Origin of the sequence: Sulfitobacter indolifex, from assembly GCF_022788655.1 — a bacterium.
Lineage (GTDB): Bacteria > Pseudomonadota > Alphaproteobacteria > Rhodobacterales > Rhodobacteraceae > Sulfitobacter > Sulfitobacter indolifex.
In genome coordinates, this window is the sequence record NZ_CP084951.1 from 2,601,571 (window position 1) to 2,617,917 (window position 16,347).

At 59.8% G+C, this 16,347-nt stretch carries 13 protein-coding genes; 5 read left to right on the top strand and 8 right to left on the bottom strand.

What is annotated here, in order from left to right:
• Positions 1-261: 261 nt before the first annotated feature.
• Positions 262-2,250, bottom strand: coding sequence for a sensor histidine kinase (locus DSM14862_RS12800; protein WP_243254264.1), 1,989 nt, complete (start codon positions 2,248-2,250; stop codon positions 262-264).
• Between the two features lie 269 nt (positions 2,251-2,519).
• Entirely contained in the window at positions 2,520-3,317 is a 798-nt protein-coding gene (locus tag DSM14862_RS12805; protein WP_007117680.1) for a helix-turn-helix transcriptional regulator, read from the bottom strand.
• Between the two features lie 136 nt (positions 3,318-3,453).
• Between DSM14862_RS12805 and DSM14862_RS12810 the strand changes: the two genes are divergently transcribed.
• From DSM14862_RS12810 to DSM14862_RS12830, 5 genes are all read left to right on the top strand, one after another.
• Complete coding sequence (locus tag DSM14862_RS12810) at positions 3,454-4,527, top strand: ABC transporter ATP-binding protein (RefSeq protein ID WP_007117681.1); 1,074 nt, start codon at positions 3,454-3,456, stop codon at positions 4,525-4,527.
• Positions 4,528-4,530: 3 nt separating this feature from the next.
• Complete coding sequence (locus tag DSM14862_RS12815) at positions 4,531-5,442, top strand: ABC transporter permease (protein WP_007117682.1); 912 nt, start codon at positions 4,531-4,533, stop codon at positions 5,440-5,442.
• Positions 5,435-6,238: an ABC transporter permease gene (locus DSM14862_RS12820; protein ID WP_007117683.1), complete on the top strand. Its 804-nt coding sequence runs from the start codon at positions 5,435-5,437 to the stop codon at positions 6,236-6,238. Before DSM14862_RS12815 ends, DSM14862_RS12820 begins: the two co-directional genes overlap by 8 nt.
• Before the next feature lie 20 nt (positions 6,239-6,258).
• Positions 6,259-7,278, top strand: coding sequence for an ABC transporter substrate-binding protein (locus DSM14862_RS12825; protein WP_007117684.1), 1,020 nt, complete (start codon positions 6,259-6,261; stop codon positions 7,276-7,278).
• Between the two features lie 74 nt (positions 7,279-7,352).
• A complete protein-coding gene (locus DSM14862_RS12830; protein WP_007117685.1) occupies positions 7,353-9,029 on the top strand; it encodes an amidohydrolase in 1,677 nt (558 codons plus the stop codon).
• A gap of 122 nt (positions 9,030-9,151) precedes the next feature.
• Here the strand turns inward: DSM14862_RS12830 and DSM14862_RS12835 are convergent, their stop codons facing one another.
• The 6 genes from DSM14862_RS12835 to DSM14862_RS12860 all read right to left on the bottom strand — a co-directional run bounded on the left by DSM14862_RS12835 (position 9,152) and on the right by DSM14862_RS12860 (position 16,323).
• Positions 9,152-11,464, bottom strand: coding sequence for a xanthine dehydrogenase family protein molybdopterin-binding subunit (locus DSM14862_RS12835; RefSeq protein WP_113075649.1), 2,313 nt, complete (start codon positions 11,462-11,464; stop codon positions 9,152-9,154).
• A complete protein-coding gene (locus DSM14862_RS12840; protein ID WP_007117687.1) occupies positions 11,457-11,927 on the bottom strand; it encodes a (2Fe-2S)-binding protein in 471 nt (156 codons plus the stop codon). Before DSM14862_RS12840 ends, DSM14862_RS12835 begins: the two co-directional genes overlap by 8 nt.
• 183 nt (positions 11,928-12,110) lie before the next feature.
• Positions 12,111-12,869, bottom strand: a complete 759-nt coding sequence (locus DSM14862_RS12845; RefSeq protein ID WP_007117688.1) for an SDR family NAD(P)-dependent oxidoreductase — start codon at positions 12,867-12,869, stop codon at positions 12,111-12,113.
• A 27-nt stretch (positions 12,870-12,896) separates the two neighbouring features.
• On the bottom strand, positions 12,897-14,519 hold the full coding sequence (locus tag DSM14862_RS12850; protein WP_007117689.1) for an ABC transporter ATP-binding protein: 1,623 nt from the start codon (positions 14,517-14,519) through the stop codon (positions 12,897-12,899).
• Positions 14,516-15,355 carry an ABC transporter permease gene (locus tag DSM14862_RS12855; RefSeq protein WP_007117690.1) on the bottom strand — a complete coding sequence of 280 codons (840 nt, stop codon included), beginning with the start codon at positions 15,353-15,355 and terminating at the stop codon, positions 14,516-14,518. Before DSM14862_RS12855 ends, DSM14862_RS12850 begins: the two co-directional genes overlap by 4 nt.
• Entirely contained in the window at positions 15,352-16,323 is a 972-nt protein-coding gene (locus DSM14862_RS12860; RefSeq protein ID WP_040700213.1) for an ABC transporter permease, read from the bottom strand. The genes DSM14862_RS12855 and DSM14862_RS12860 overlap by 4 nt, the downstream gene beginning before the upstream one ends.
• Positions 16,324-16,347: the final 24 nt, after the last annotated feature.

Here is a 16,347-nt window from a genome sequence, read left to right on the forward strand (position 1 = left end):
AGTGCGATTTTTTCTGTTTTTACCATCTAGCGGCAAAACGGGCCGACCGCGCCGCATGAAACCTGCAGCGGGGGCAAGCGAAATCTCAAGCCCCACATTGTTGAGCAACCAGCACCCCCTTACCGCTGGCCTGCCCGCTTGGTGCCAACTTCACCCCCGACAAGATCGCAAATGAGCAGCGTTTCATCGTTGCCATCGCGGCACCCCCCTATCTGCAGACGGGCGCGCTCGTGGCTTGGCCGGTATCTACGACTGGCCCTCTCACCCCGAGGCCTTTTGCAGAGGCCCGGTATCATCACGGGCAAACCGCACAAAGAATGTCGTGCCGGGATTTTCGGACCCGTCTTCCACGGACTGCGTCTCAAAGCTTATGTCGCCGCCTTGCCGCGTTACCAATTCTTCAGTGATGGCTAGCCCCAGCCCGGTCCCATACGCTTGGGTGTCACGAGAATGAACAGGGTCGGCGAACCTTTTGAACATTCGATCATGCGCGGATCGAGGAATGCCCGGACCCGCGTCGCAGACATAGAACGTGACCTTCTCTTGATCCACATCAGCGCCAATTTTCACTGTCCCACCGCGGGGCGTGTATTTGATTGCGTTGGAGATCAGGTTCGACAAAATCTGCTGCATCCGGACCGGATCGACCCGAATATAGGCATCCTGCGGTGCGTCGGGCGCGGTGCGCATCTTAAGCCGAACATCACGGTTCGCCCCATACCCGGAATTTGTCGCAATGGCCTCGGACAACAGGTCTGACACAGCGACACGCTCAAACTGGATGCTAAGCTGTTGCTGATCAATCGCTTGAAGGGTCTGGATATCATTGACCAGCACCAACAAACGTTCCGCATTGCGGGTCGCCATCGTCAACAATTCGCCCGCGCTTTTCGGTATGGTGTCGCCAAACCGTTCATGGAGGATTTCAAGCGATCCGGCCAAAGATCTAAGCGGGGTGCTCAGCTCGTGGTTCACCGACATTACAAAGGCCGTACGCGCCGCCGCCAAACGCTCTTCGGCAGAGATATCTTGAAGCACGTTGTAAGAGATGCAATCCCCCTGCAGGTGCATTTTCATAACCCGGCATTGGACAGCCATGTTTTCATGCGCGGCATTGCGGATATGGATGCGGTGCACAGCAGCATCTTCGTCCATTTCCGCGAAGGGCGGGACCAATTTGCGCAGCTGATCAACGGCTTCAATGTCCGAGGACACCCCCATAAGCGCCCGCGCCCTACGGTTGGAACGGTAGAGCGTGTTGTTGCCATTGTAGACGATAATCCCATCGCCGACATTTTCAAAAATGGCGTCAAATCCGCTCTGCGCTGCCCGGATCCGCTCGCGGTCCCGCTCTGAATTGCGCAAGGCTTGGGCCAACTGGGTCGATTGCCGTCGGGCGCGGATTGCCGCGTTGATCACTGTCAGAAATAGGATCGTCGCAAGGCCTCCGAAAACCAAAGTACGCTGCCAATAGCTGCGCATGACCGCCGCTTTGCTGCGGGTCACGTCCACATAAAGATCAAGCGCCGGGATCGCTTTGCGCGCGCGAAACACCGGCGTATCGGGGTCGCGTGACGCCTGCCCCGCGACAAAGGCGCGTTCACCCTTGGCGGTCACAACCTCGACATGCATGTCCGGTTCAAGCCCATCCGCCGCGAGCAGTTGCGCGTAATAATCCTCGCCCAGAGAAGAAGCTAAAACGCCGCGCACCCGGCCATCTATGCCAATCAGCGGCCAAGCAATTGGCGTAAAACGGCGCCCGGTCGCGCGAGACTTGATCGGCACCCCAACAGTGTATTCATCAACGCCAAGGCCGATCGCAGCCTGAAAGTAGGCGCGATCACCTAGATAGCGCCCCATCAATGGCTTTGCCGTGGCCCAAAGCACAACGCCATCGGCACCGATAAGCCCCAATGAATCGACCTGTTCAATCGAGTTCACGGCTGCCGCCATTACATCGCCATATTGCGCCTCAAACCGATCTGGGTTGTCCAAAAGTGCCGTCGCCAATTCGTCGATCAGCCCCCGCATCCGCACGTTCGCAACCGACAGGGTGGCATCGACCGCCCGTTCATAGAGTTCGGCAAAATGCTCAAGCTCGATCTCAGCGCGGGTCGTGGCGCGGTTGTAGTCGGCCCAAGTTAGCAGGGCGAGACCTGCGAAATACGTAAGAACAACGGCAGTGATCAGACCCCGGAATAGAGCTTGCGCGCGCGATGGCGTTTCCGCCGCGCCTTTGCTGGTTGGCACAGTGCTGACCATTCTTTTGTGGGTGTCCTATCTTAGGTGAAGCGCAGGAAACCGATCCCCGCGCGCCCGACATTATCGCACACTTTACTCTTAATGACCCGCGCAAGCGATGTGGCAACAGCAGCATAGAACAGCGCGCGTTTTGAAGCCACGCAGCGCATGACCTAACCCGCATGCCTACCCTGTCGGGACCCTAAGGTACGATGACGCGTAACCCCTTGTTAAACGCAGCCGTCCCGGCACATGGGCAATCTCAATACCGTTGCGGCTTACAGCAAATGCTTGAACAGACCGAACAGATCACGCTGCGAGGAAATGTTCAGCTTGCGGTAGAGATTGCGGCGGTGAACCTTGCAAGTCTCGGTGGCGATCTCCAGCGTTTTGGCGGCTGAACCGTTGGAGTGGCCCTGCAAAACCAGCCCCGCAATCTGCGCCTCGCGTGCGGTCAGGGCAAGGTGCAACACGTCCTTTGCATGATTGCGGATCAGGTCTGTCAACGGCGGGCGCGTGGTAACCGTCCCAGCCTGTTGCGGCGGCACTAACAAACTGCAGTGTTGCGTCAGCAATTCGATCAAGATCGGCGCATATTTACGCAGATATCGCAGCTCGGCCCGGCGAAACGGCCCTTGGGCATCACGCCTGCTCATCGACAAATGCGCCACCCCACCCTGCGCCAATGGTGCCAGCAGCCCGACTTCGTCACACAGGCCCGACCCGCGGTAATATTGCAGGTAATATTCGCTGGAGAAGAACCGATCGGGCGCCACCTCTGCCAGGCGAAAAACGCCGCCCCCCTCCGCGCGATCTCGATACTGAAAGAACGGGTCAAACGCATAGGTGCTATCAAGATATTCGTTCAGCGCCGTGGGACGCAGGCGGCCCGGCTCGATCCAATTGTCCAAAAGGCTGGGCGGCTGGCCGGGATCGAAACGCATCATAAGAAAGGTGCTAAAGGCAACCCGCGCGCGAAAAAGTGCTTGATAGGTCTCGAAAAAGCCCGGGGTGCCGACCGCGCGCATGGCGTCGCGGAGCAGGGAAACTTCGCTCGCAGATAGATTATCGCTCAAAAAATACTCACCTTTCGGGCAATATGGTCAAATTTACTACCCCAGTGGGGGTATATATTGTCAGGCCCATTGCCGCAATCATGCGGGTGTGAGCTTGTTTGATCAAATAACGCAGGCCAAACAGACAGGGGGTTCAATGACCAAGGCAATCACCGCGCAATCGCTGCGCAAGGTATATCCGGGCAATCCTCCGGTAGAAGCACTGGCAAGCATTGATGTTGAGATCCATGACAACGAATTTTTCACGCTGCTTGGGCCGTCTGGTTGCGGCAAGACGACCCTACTCAGACTGATTGCGGGATTTGAACATCCGACCTCCGGCAAGCTGGATATGTTCGGGGAAAGCCTGCTCGACGCGCCCCCTTATAAACGCCCGATCAATACGGTTTTTCAGAACTACGCGCTTTTCCCGCATATGACGGTGTCCGAAAACATTGCCTTCGGGCTGCAAATGCTTGGCACGCCCAAAGCGTCCGTCAAAGCGACAGTGGGCGAGATGATGGAACTGGTGCAGATGTCGCATCTCGCCGACCGTCAGACCGGGCAAATTTCTGGTGGGCAGCAGCAGCGCGTGGCTCTTGCCCGTGCCTTGGCCCCCCGCCCCAAGATCCTTTTGCTGGATGAGCCGCTCAGCGCGCTCGATTTCAAACTGCGCAAACAGATGCAGTTGGAGTTGAAACGACTGCAAACCGAAACCGGCATCACCTTTATCTTTGTGACCCACGACCAAGAAGAAGCGCTAACCATGTCAGACCGGATCGCGGTTATGTCAAACGGCGCCATTCGACAGATTGGCCGCCCGCGCGAGATCTATGACAGGCCCGCCGACCGTTTCGTTGCCGATTTCATTGGGGATACGAACTTCCTCCCCGCCGAGGTTATTTCAATCACCGGAGAAACCGCCCGTCTGCGCCTCGCCTCGGGTAAAGAAGTAGATGCCCATGCCAATGGTGGCGCGCAGAGCAAGGTCACGCTGGCGCTTCGGCCCGAGCACGCCGAGCTTACCCACGACGGAGCGGGGCTGCTTGCAGGCACGCTCCGCGAGGTGGTCTATTTCGGCACCGATACGCATTTTCATGTTACCCTCGACGACGGCAGCGATTTCGTGCTGCGTCGGCAGAACTCTCCGACCGAGGACATCAGCTTTGCAACCGGTGACCGGGTTGGGCTGACTTTCCCCGCCGGAGCCGCGCAAGTGTTGAAGGACTAAGCCATGGCAGAGCTTTCCAACACCGTTTCTCAACGCGCTGCGCGCAACCGCTGGCTGCTGCTGACCCCGGCACTTATCATCCTAATCTTTGCCGCGAGCGGTCCGCTCCTGATCACGCTGTTTTATTCCTTCCTCACCCCCGGCGATTACGGCGGCGTGGAGTGGGAGTTTTCGACCGATGCTTGGTTTGGCGTCTTGATGCAGCGCGACATCTTTGACGACACGCTCGGCTGGTCTGACGCACATCTCAGCATCCTGTGGCGGTCGGTCAAACTGTCGGTCCTGACCACGATCGCCTGTCTCTTCTTTGGCTTTCCGACGGCCTATTTCATCGCCACCCGGCCCAAGAAACAGCGCGAATTTTGGATGCTGCTGATCATCATCCCGTTCTGGACAAACCTGCTAATCCGCACCTTTGCCATTCTGGAGTTGATCCGCAACGAAGGCACGATCAACAGCGTTCTGATGGGTCTGGGCATCATTGATGAGCCGATCCAGATGCTATTCACTGAGTTCTCGATCATCCTTGGCATGGTCTATGTCTATCTGCCGCTGATGGTCTTGCCGATCTACGCTTCACTTGAGCGGTTGGACTTCCGGCTCGTGGAGGCGGGGTATGACCTTTATGCGACCCGGTTCAACGTGTTGCGCCGGGTGATCCTGCCACTGGTCAAACCGGGGGTCATCGCGGGGTCGATCTTGGTGCTGGTGCCGTCGCTGGGTGCCTATGTAACACCGCGCGTCATGGGGGGCGGCAACCAGTTGATGCTGGGCAATCTGATCGAGCTGCAGTTCGGACAGGGGCGCAACTGGCCCTTGGGCGCGGCGCTGTCGATTACGCTGCTGGCGATCGTGATGGTGGCGCTTCTGGCCTATGTCCGCGCGGCGGGGAATGAAGAGGTGAAACATGGCTAAGCGCGGTTTCGACATTCGCAAGCTCAGGGGCTTTTCCGGCATCGCCATGACCTGCTTTGTCATGCTTTACATGCCCATCGTCCTCTTGGTGGTCTATTCCTTCAACGCAGGCACCTCTATCGCGATTTGGGAGGGGTTTTCATGGCGCTGGTATGTCTCGGCGTGGGACAACGAGATGGTACAAGAGGCGACGATGCGCAGCCTGATTATCGCGCTGTCTGCTGCCGCCATCGCCACGACGGCGGCGGTTCTTGCGGCCCTCGCCACCACCCGCAACCGCAAATTCCGTGGGCAAACCGCGATTTTTGCGCTGATCCACCAGCCGCTCATGGTGCCCGAGATTGTGACAGCCGTGGCGCTGCTGATCTTCTTTGCCACGATCAAGGTCGCCACTGGCTACACGGGGCTGATGTATCTGATTATCGCGCATTCGGCCTTTTGCATCCCCTTCGCCTACCTACCGATCCGCGCACGACTGCAGGGGATGGACCTGAGCCTAGAGCAAGCAGCAGCCGATCTTTACGCCACACCGTTTCAGGTTTTCCGCCGGGTGACACTGCCCCAGCTTTGGCCCGGCATCCTTGCCGGTGCGATGCTGGCCTTTGTGATCAGCCTCGACGATGTGGTGATTACAGAGTTTGTGAAATCAGCCGGGCAGGATACGCTGCCGACCTACATGCTGGGTCAATTACGGCGGGTGGTGACGCCAGAGATCAACGCAATTTCGACCGTGTTGTTGATGATCTCGGTCTTGATGGTGATCGCCTACACTCTGCTCAGCAGAACCAAAAAATAATCAACCAAAGGGAGCTTAAGATGAAAAAGACACTGACAGCGATCGGCCTCGTCCTTGCCGGACCAGCCTTGGCCGAAGGGGAGCTGAACCTCTACAACTGGGGCAATTACACCAGCCCCGAGATGATCGAGAAGTTCGAGAAAGAGACCGGCATCAAGGTCACCATCACGGACTATGACAGCAACGACACCGCGCTGGCCAAGATCAAAGCGGGCGGGCATGGCTTTGACATCGTCGTGCCGTCGGGGACCTATGTGCCGATCTTCGTCGGTGAAGGGTTGCTGATGGAAAGCAAACCCAACGAGATGGAGAATTTTAAACATATGGACCCGCAGTGGGTCGATGTCGAATTCGATCCCGGCCGCAACTACACCGTGCCATGGCAGTGGGGCACCGTTGGTGTGACGGTCAACACGTCAGTCTATAGCGGCGACATCAACACCGCCGCCGTGATCTTTGATCCACCGGAAGAGTTGAAAGGCAAGATCAACGTCGTGCCGGAAATGAACGACGTCATGGGCATGGCGATACATTATGCGGGTGGCGAGCAATGTACGGCAGACAAAGAGGTCTTGAAAAAGGTCCGCGACATCCTGCGTGCCGCCAAGCCGAACTGGTTGTCGATGGACTATGGCAACATCGAGAAATACGCCAAGGGTGACCTTGCCGCTGGGGTGAACTGGAACGGCGCGTCCTTCCGTGCGCGCAACCAGAACGAAGACATCGCCTTTGGCTACCCACAAGAAGGCTACCCGGTCTGGATGGACAACGCCGCGATCCTCGCCGATGCGACCAATGTGGAAGAAGCGAAGACCTTTCTCAACTTCGTGATGGACCCGGAAAATGCTGCGATGCTGTCTGAGTTCGCGCGCTATGCGAACGGCATCAAAGGCTCGGAAGAGTTCATGCCCGAAGACATGAAAAGCGCGCCCGAAGTTGTGGTTCCGGAAGAGCTGAAATCGGCGGCCTATGTCGCCAAGGTATGCCCGCCCGAGGCGCAAAAGCTCTACACCGCGATCTGGACTGACCTTCAGAAGTAAGCGCAACACCAGTGCAGGCGGGCTTTGATCCGCCTGCACCTCAACGACCCCAGACAAGACAAAGGAACATCTCCATGTCGGCAGATATCGTCATCCACAACGGGGCTTTGATGACCTTTGATGACGCCCAGCCCAATGCGGCAGCGCTGGCCATCAGTGGCGGTAAAATCACCCATGTCGGAACGGACGCCGAGGTGATGGCGCAGATCGGCCCTGATACCCGCGTTATCGACGCGCAGGGCGGCACCGTGTTGCCAGGGTTCATCGACAGCCATGTGCATCTCTTTGGCGGCTCGGTCGAATTGGAATACCTCAACCTTTATGGCGTCAAAGGTTTGGACGAAATGCGCCGTCTGATCCTACCCTATTCCGACGCGAACCCGAACGACGCGCTGCTGTTCTGCGTGATGGCCGACTACGGTATTCTTGGCACCGGCAGCACGCTGACCCGACAGGATCTGGACACCATCCTGCCTGACCGTCCCCTTGCCATGTTTGCGCCTGACCATCACACCGTCTGGGCCAATACCGCCGCGCTGAAAGCCGCCGGGCTGCTGGAAGGCGGCACTGTCGATGCGGGCTCGGAAATCGTCATGGGCGCGGATGGACTGGCAAGTGGTGAACTGCTGGAACCCGGCGCCTATAGTCCGGTCCTCGAACTTACCCGCCACGGCGGCCGCGATATGCTGGGGCTGACCAGCGGCAAAGACCCGGTCCCCGCCCCAAGCGCCCAGCAGCGCGAGATGGACAAAGATGTCATTGCCCGCGGCCTGGCCCATTGCGCCGCGCAAGGCATCACCGGCTTGCACCTGATGGACGGCAACCGCTACCAGCTTGAGCTGCTGTCCGAGCTTGAGGCCGAAGGACGTCTGATCTGCCGCTGCACCGTGCCCTTTCACCTTAAAGGCACCGATCCCGTCACGCGGCTGACCGAAGAAGCCCCCGCCATGCGCGCCGATTACCAAGGCGACAAACTGCGCTGCATCCATGTAAAAATGTTCATCGACGGCGTGATCGAAAGCGGCACCGCGCTGATGCTGCGCCCCTACCCCGGCGATCTTGGTGCGGATGGCAACACCGGCGATGAAGTCTTTACCCAAGAGCATTTTATCGCCGCATGTGTGGAAGCGGATCGGCTCGGCTTTCAGATCGCGGTCCATGCGATCGGTGACGCTGCCGTACGGCGCACGATTGATGCTTTTGAAGCTGCACAAAAGGCCAATGGCACACGCGACAGCCGCCACCGGATTGAACATATCGAGGTGATGCATCTTGATGACCTGCCCCGCTTATCTGAGTTGGGCATCGTCGCGTCGCTGCAACCGGGTCACGCCCCGCTTGGCCATATCTTCCCGCCCGAAGGCGTCACCAACTATCTGCACCCCGATCAGATCGCGGGCGCCTATGCATGGCAAACTATCCGTGAAAGCGGCGCTAAGGTCGTCTTTTCAACCGATTGGCCGGTGATCCCCGTGGATGTCATGCGCACCATCAAGGCCGCGATTGCGCCGCTGGACCTTGGCAAAGAATGGGCGGATCAGAGCCAAAGCTTGGAAGACACGCTGGCAAGCTATACCCGCGATAACGCGTGGGTTGAGTTTGCCGAAGACACTCGTGGCAGGCTCAAACCCGGCATGGATGCCGATGTGGCCGTGCTGAGCCATGACTTGACCCAGTTGCCCCCCGCGCAGATCACCGATGCCAACGCCCGCGCGACCATCATGGGCGGTGAGCTGACGTTTCAGAGGTGAGTGTAAGTGATACCTAGGTTCAGAAGTCTGTGGAAAGACGTCTGAAGTAGGCCAACTCTCAACGATCTTATGACCGGCTGAGAAGGAATAGACGGGCGCGAGATTTCGCGCCCGTCAAATGCTTAGCTTTCTTTTGCCGCGAGGATCGCATCAGAGGTGATCGGCAGATGCCGTACCCGCGCGCCCGTCGCGTTGAAGATCGCGTTGGCGATGGCAGGCGCGATGACCGTGGTGCCGGGCTCGCCAAGACCAACAGGCGCTTCCGTGCTTTCCACGAATGCGACTTCGACATCCGGCACATCGACCATCCGCAGTGGCGTGTAGGAGCCGAGGTTGAGGTCAACAACATTGCCGCTTTCGATCCGCGTGCCTTCGTGCAGCGCCATGGACAGACCCCAAAGTGCCGCGCCAACGCATTGCGCGTGCGCCCCGTCGGGGTCGACAACCGTACCGCAATCGAACGCGAGCCACATCTTCTGCACAGCCACTTCACCCGTCTCGGCATCCACCGCCAGCTTGACAGCGGCAGCGGTCCACGTCGGCATGCTGCGCGATTGGCCAAAGGTCGTGGCAATGCCGATTGCCGTGCCCTCCGGCAGGTCGTTTGTGCCATAGCCCGACATCTCTGCCACGCGCTGCAGAACGGTCGCTTGGCGCGATGCGCCACCGACCGCGTTGGGCGCAGAGCCTGCGTTGATGCCTTCAGCCTTCAGGTGATCCAAACGGAACTGCAACGGATCGGCACCGACCTTATGCGCGGCCTCGTCCATGAAGCTTTCGACGGCAAAGTTGGTCCAGCCCGGCCCGACCGAACGCAGCCAGCCGGGGCGGAAGGTCGCGTTCGCCAGATCGTTCGAGATCGCCCGCACACGGTGTGCGCCGACGGTGTACCAGTGATCGGCACCGTCGATTGCAAAGGGATCGTAAGGCTCTTCGTTGACACCTTTGGGCATGAAGCCCGGTGCCATCACCTGCGTCGGCCAACCGGCGGCGGCGTGGTGTTCCATCCCTGTGACGGCCTTGGCATCGTCAAACGCCATGCGTAGCTTCTGTACTGAAGGCGACCGGATGCTGTCGAACTGGGCATCTTCCTCGCGGGAGAAGACCAGCTTGACGGGCTTGCCCACAGCTTTGGACGCAAGTGCTGCAGGCAGGATGTAGTCGCCATTCAAACGACGGCCAAAGCCACCGCCCAGCATATAGCTGCGCATGACGATCTTGTCGGCAGGCACTTCAAGTGCCGTGGACAGTGTGGGCAGGATCAGCGATTGCCACTGGTTGCCCGCATGGGTTTCCCAGATGCCATCGGCGTTTTGGAAGACGGTCGCGTTCACCGGCTCCATCTGGAAGTGCAGCACGGATTGCGTGGTGTACTCGGCCTCCAGCGTCTCGGCAGCGGCGTCGAAAACGGCGCTGGTCTCGGGCTGTTCGGTATGCAGGATCGACCCGGCATCGCTGCCGATCAATTCGCGCGAGCGGGCTTGGATGTCATCCTCTGACACATCTGCCGTCTCGCCTGCGGTCCAATCAACGCTGATCTCATAGGTAGCCATCCGCGCGGCGTGGAGCGTTTTGCCCAACACCACGACCCAGCCCGGCACGGTACCCGACGGATCATCCAGCACCACGGTCTCAAGGTAGCCTTTGACCTCTTTCGCGGCGCTGTCATCGACTGAATTGACCTTGGAGCCATAGCGCGTCGGCGGCAGCATCGGCACGCCGTAGACCATGCCGTCAACCTTGGCATCCAGACCATAGATCGCCTGACCGGTGGTTTTTGTATCCAGATCAAGCGGATGCACATCCTGACCCACAAGACGCAGATCTGCGTGGGGTTTCAACGGCAGGGCTGCCAACTCGTCTTCGGTAAAGCTCCGGTCGAGCCCTTCGGCCACCAGATCGCCATAGCTGATGCTTTGCGTGCCATCGGTCACAGCACCGTCGCGGGCGGTGAGGCCAGAGGCATCAACGCCCCATTTGGTCGCTGCCGCTTCGATCAAGGCTGTGCGCCCGGCAGCGCCTGCCTGACGGTAGACCGGCCAGCTTTGCCAGATCGACCAGCTGCCGCCGGTGACCATCAGGCCCCATTTCTCAGCCGTATCAACGTGGGTGATGTGAACATCTTCCCAGGCGACTTCCAGCTCATCCGCCAGAATACGCGCGATGGCGGTGCCGACGTGTTGGCCCATCTCGGCACGAATGATGTTGACGTTGACCTGTCCGTCGGCGTCGATCCAGTACCACATCGACGGCTCAAACGTCTGGCCGTTGGGCGTGATCGGTGTGCCATCTGGCACGGCGGGGTTCATCGCGGCATTTGACGCCTGTGGGAAGCCAAAGGCAACGCCAGCGGCGGTCATCGACACCAGAAACCCACGGCGGGTCATTTGCGATTGAGTGTCGGAGCCTTTCAGGCGGGACATAAGATTAGCCATTGTCGGAGCCTCCCATAGCGGTGGCGGCATCGCGCACGGCTTGACGGATACGGGGATAGGTCATGCAGCGGCAAAGGTTGCCGGTCATCACCGCGTCGATGTCTTCGTCGCTGGGGTTCGGCGTGTCTTGCAACAGCGACGCTGCCTGCATGATCTGGCCCGACTGGCAGTAGCCGCATTGCGGCACGCGCAGGTTGCGCCATGCTTCTTGAACGGGGTGATTGCCCTTCTCGTCCAGCCCTTCGATGGTGGTGACCGACTGGCCCTCTACATCCGCGAGATAGGTGATGCAGGACCGTGTGGCGGTGCCGTCGATGTGCACGGTGCAAGCGCCACAGGCACCGATGCCGCAGCCGAACTTGGTGCCGGTAAGACCGATTTCATCGCGGATCGCCCACAACAGGGGCATATCCGGGTCAGCGTCGACAGAGATTTGCCGCCCGTTCAATTCGAATTTTATCATGAAGTGGTTGTCCCTTGGGGTATGCTTTGCCTGAGGGGAGCGCGCGTATAGCTGCCCTGACGTGAGGGGCTGTACATAAGTCCAATGCCCGGCAATGACAGCCGCAGACTGCCCCGATCACGGAATTGTCAGACCGGGCAACCGCGCGCAGTTCCCGGCCTTAGGGTAGCTCCTGCGCGCGTCTTAGACGTGCTGCCCGCCATTGATCTCAATCTCGGTCCCCGAGACATAAGAGCTTTCTTCGCTGCATAGAAAATAGATCGCCCGCGCGACTTCTTCGGGTTGGCCAAGGCGGCGCATGGGAATGCTGCGCACGATCTTATCGGTGCCTTCGCTCAGGATTGCGGTTTCCACCTCACCCGGTGCGATTGCATTGACCCGAACGCCAAGCGGGCCGAAATCATGGGCCATCTCACGGGTCAGCGCGGCAAGCGCCGCCTTTGACGTGGCATAGGCCGCCCCGGCGAATGGATGCACCCGGTACCCGGCAATTGACGTCACATTCACCACCGACCCGCGCCCGGCTGACAGCTCATCCTGAAGCCCGCGCGCCAGCACCACGGAGGCAAAGAAATTCACATGAAACACCTGCCCCCACGTCCGCAGATCGGTGTCGAGCGTGCTAAGTCTTGCGCCGTCTTCGCCCTTTGGCGAAATACCTGCGTTGTTGACCAGCGCATGCAGCGGGTTGCCGTTCAGCAGCCTTTTGACCTGTGCCACGGCCTCAATCGTCTGGTTCGGGTCGCTTAGATCGACCTGAACATGATCCTGCGCCCCGCCCGGCCAAGGGCATTCGGGCGAGAACGCCTGCCGCGAGCAGCCAATCACCCGCCATCCCTTGTTGGCGAAAGCCTTGGCCGTGGCATGGCCGATGCCCCGGCTCGCCCCGGTCAGAAGGAGCGTCTTTTGGTCTTGAGCCGCAGTATCCATCGCTTGATCCATATCTGGCACAACGCCCTGAAAAGCGCTCTAGTCGGCAGCCGCCAGAGCGCGTTCGTACTCCTGCCCGGGAATAGCGTCGAGCAGGCTGCGCGTATAGGCGGTATCGGGATCGTGCAACACTTTGCTGACCGGCCCGGCTTCGACGATCTGGCCCTTTTGCATGACGATGATCCGGTCGCAAATCCGCGCCGCGACGCGCAGGTCGTGGGTGATGAACAGCATCGACAGGTTCAGCCGTGTTTTCAACTCGGCCAGCAGATCAAGCACCTGCGCCTGAATGGACACATCGAGCGCCGAGACGGCCTCATCCGCGATGATGATCGACGGCTCTAGCGCCAGCGCACGGGCAATGCCGATCCGCTGCCGCTGTCCGCCTGAGAACTCATGCGGGAAACGTTTCATCGCGCTTTCGTCCAGCCCTACCAGTTCGAGCAATTCGCGCGCCTTGGCCTTGGCCTCTTTGTCCGGGGTGCCATAGGCGATCAGCCCCTCGGTGAGGATGCGCGACACCCGGGCGCGGGGGTTGAGCGAAGAAAACGGGTCTTGGAAGATCATCTGCAACTTGCGCCGCTGCGCGCGCAGTTCCGCGCCGGACATATGCGCAATATCGACGTCATCCATCAGCACCCTGCCCCCATCAGGATCGAGCAGGCGCACCAGACAACGCCCGACGGTGGATTTGCCCGAACCGGACTCTCCGACGATGCCAATCGTCTCACCTGCATAAAGCTCAAAGCTCACGTCTTGCACAGCCTTCACCACGCGGCGCTTGCCAAAGAGCGTGCCGGAGCCGGTCGAAAATGTCTTTTGCAACCCTTCAACTTTCAGCAGCGCTGTGCGCTCGACCTGCTTGGGCGCATCGGTCTGGGTCAGCCGGGGGATCGCGTCGATCAGGGCGCGGGTATAGGGGTGCTGAGGTTTTAGCAGCACATCCTGCGCGGGGCCCGCCTCAACGATCTCACCCTTTTTCATGACGATCACCCGGTCGGCGATATCGGCCACCACGCCAAAGTCATGGGTGATAAAGATCACTGCCATGCCACGCTTGCGGCGCAGGTCTTCGATCAGCTTGAGGATCTGCGCTTGGGTGGTCACATCAAGCGCGGTGGTCGGCTCATCCGCAATGAGGATGTCTGGCTCCAGCGCCAAGGCCATCGCGATCATGACCCTTTGTCGCTGCCCGCCCGACAGTTGGAAAGGATAGGCCCGGATCGCCGCTTCGGGGTCGGGAATACCCACCTCTTCCAGCAGCTTCAGCGCGCGGGCGCGGCGTTCGGCCTTGGCAAGCGCGCCATGTGCCTCAAACACCTCAGCGATCTGCGCGCCGATACGCATCAGCGGGTTCAGCGCGCTGAGCGGCTCTTGAAAGATCATCGAAATGCGGCTGCCACGCAGGCTCAGCATCTCTTTTTCAGACAGGCCAAGGATCGATTGGCCGTCAAAGGTGATGCTGCCCTTGTCAGGCACAACCCCCTGCGGCAACAGCCCCATCACCGCATTGGCCGACATGGATTTGCCCGACCCGCTTTCGCCCACGATGCACAGGATCTCCCCCGGGGCGAGGTCAAAGTTGATGTCTTTGGCGGCATAGAGCCGGTCGGCGCCCACCGGCAGGGCGATAGACAGGTCACGGATGCGAAGCAGGGTCATTCGGATTTCCTCGTCAATCGCGGGTTCAGCGCGTCGTTCAGGCCTTCGCCGATCAGGTTCAGCGCCAGCACGGTCAATAGGATCGCCATCCCCGGCAGGAACGACAGCCACCATGCGGTGCGGATCACAGTCCGCGCGGCCCCGATCATATAGCCCCAAGACATGATGTTCGGATCGCCCAGCCCCAGAAAGGACAGCGAGCTTTCGAGCAAGATCGCCTGCGCCACCATGAGCGAGGCCAGCACGATAATCGGCGGCAGCGCATTGGGCAGAATGTGGCGGGTGATGATCTGGAAGTTGCCCAAACCCGACAGGCTCGCCGCTTCGACAAACTCACGGGTTCTGAGCGACAGCACTTCGCCGCGTACCAGACGCGCCACCGGGGGCCATGACACGATGGAGATCGCGATGATGACGAAGGTCAGGCTGGGCTGGAAGATCGCCAAGAGCACGATCGCCAGCGCAAAGCTGGGGATGGTCTGAAAGAACTCGGTAAAGCGCATGAGCGCGTCGTCAATCCTACCTGCGAAATACCCAGCGGCTGCACCCACCGGCACGCCAATCGCCAGCGCCACGATGGTTGAGACTAGCCCGACCAGCAGGCTCACATAAGCCCCATGCGCCAGCCCCGCCAGCACGTTGCGGCCAAGCGCATCGGTGCCCAGCATCAGCCCCTCTTGGGTAAAGGGCGGCAGAAAGGGGCGCTGCACCATCTTCCACGGGCTTTGCGGGAACAGGATGGGCGCAAGGATGGCAGCGGCGATGACGAAGGTCAGGATGACCAGACCAATCACCGCGCCACGATTATAGCTGAAACGTTTCCAAAAGCTCATCATGTTGTCAGCCTTATCCGCGGATCAACAATGACATAGATGACATCCGTGATCAGGTTGAACAGCAGCACCATGGCCGCCGAGATGTAAAAGACCCCAAGGATAACGTTGTAATCCCGCTGGTTGATCGCCTCAAACATCAGCCGCCCGATGCCCGGCCACGCGAATACCGTCTCGGTCAGGATCGCCCCGCCAAAGATTTGCCCCGCCTGAAGCCCGGCCAGCGTGATGACGGGCAGCAGCGCGTTGCGCAGGATGTGCCGCCGCTGGATCACACCGCGGGTCAGCCCCTTGGCGCGGGCGGTTTTGACGAAATCGAGCCGCGAGACTTCGAGCATCGAGGCCCGCGTCATACGCATGTAGATCGCCATGAAGAACAGCCCCAACGTCGAGGCCGGGAGCACAAGGTGTTTCGCCACATCAAGCACGTGGGCCATGCCGGTATAGCCCGCGCCAATGGTCGAATAGCCAAAGCCCGGCAACCATTCGAGCCAGACGGAAAACACCAGCGTTGCCATCAGCGCCACCCAGAAAAGCGGCGTGGCATAAAACAGCAGCGCGAATGTAGAGATAAGCGTGTCACCCCACCGCCCCTGCCGGGCCGAGGCCGCCACACCCGCCGTTACGCCCAGCACCAGCGACAGCACAAAGGCCACCCCGGTCAGCAACAGCGTCGCAGGTAGGCGGTCGCCGATCATCTCTGCCACCGGCATTTGCTGGCGGAAGGAATAGCCCAGATCAAGCTGAACCGCGCCTTTGATGTAGAGCCACAGCTGCATATACAGCGGTTGATCCAGCCCGAAACGGGCGCGCAGGTCCGCAAGGAATTTCTCGTCTGCCGCTCCGGCTTCGCCCGCCATGACCGCCGCAGGGTCACCCGGTGCCGCATGGATCAGCAGGAAATTGAAGACAAGGATCGCCAGCAGGATAAACACCGCCTTGACCAACCTGCCCAATATGAAACGTATCACGCTATCCGCCCCGTGTTGTTCTAA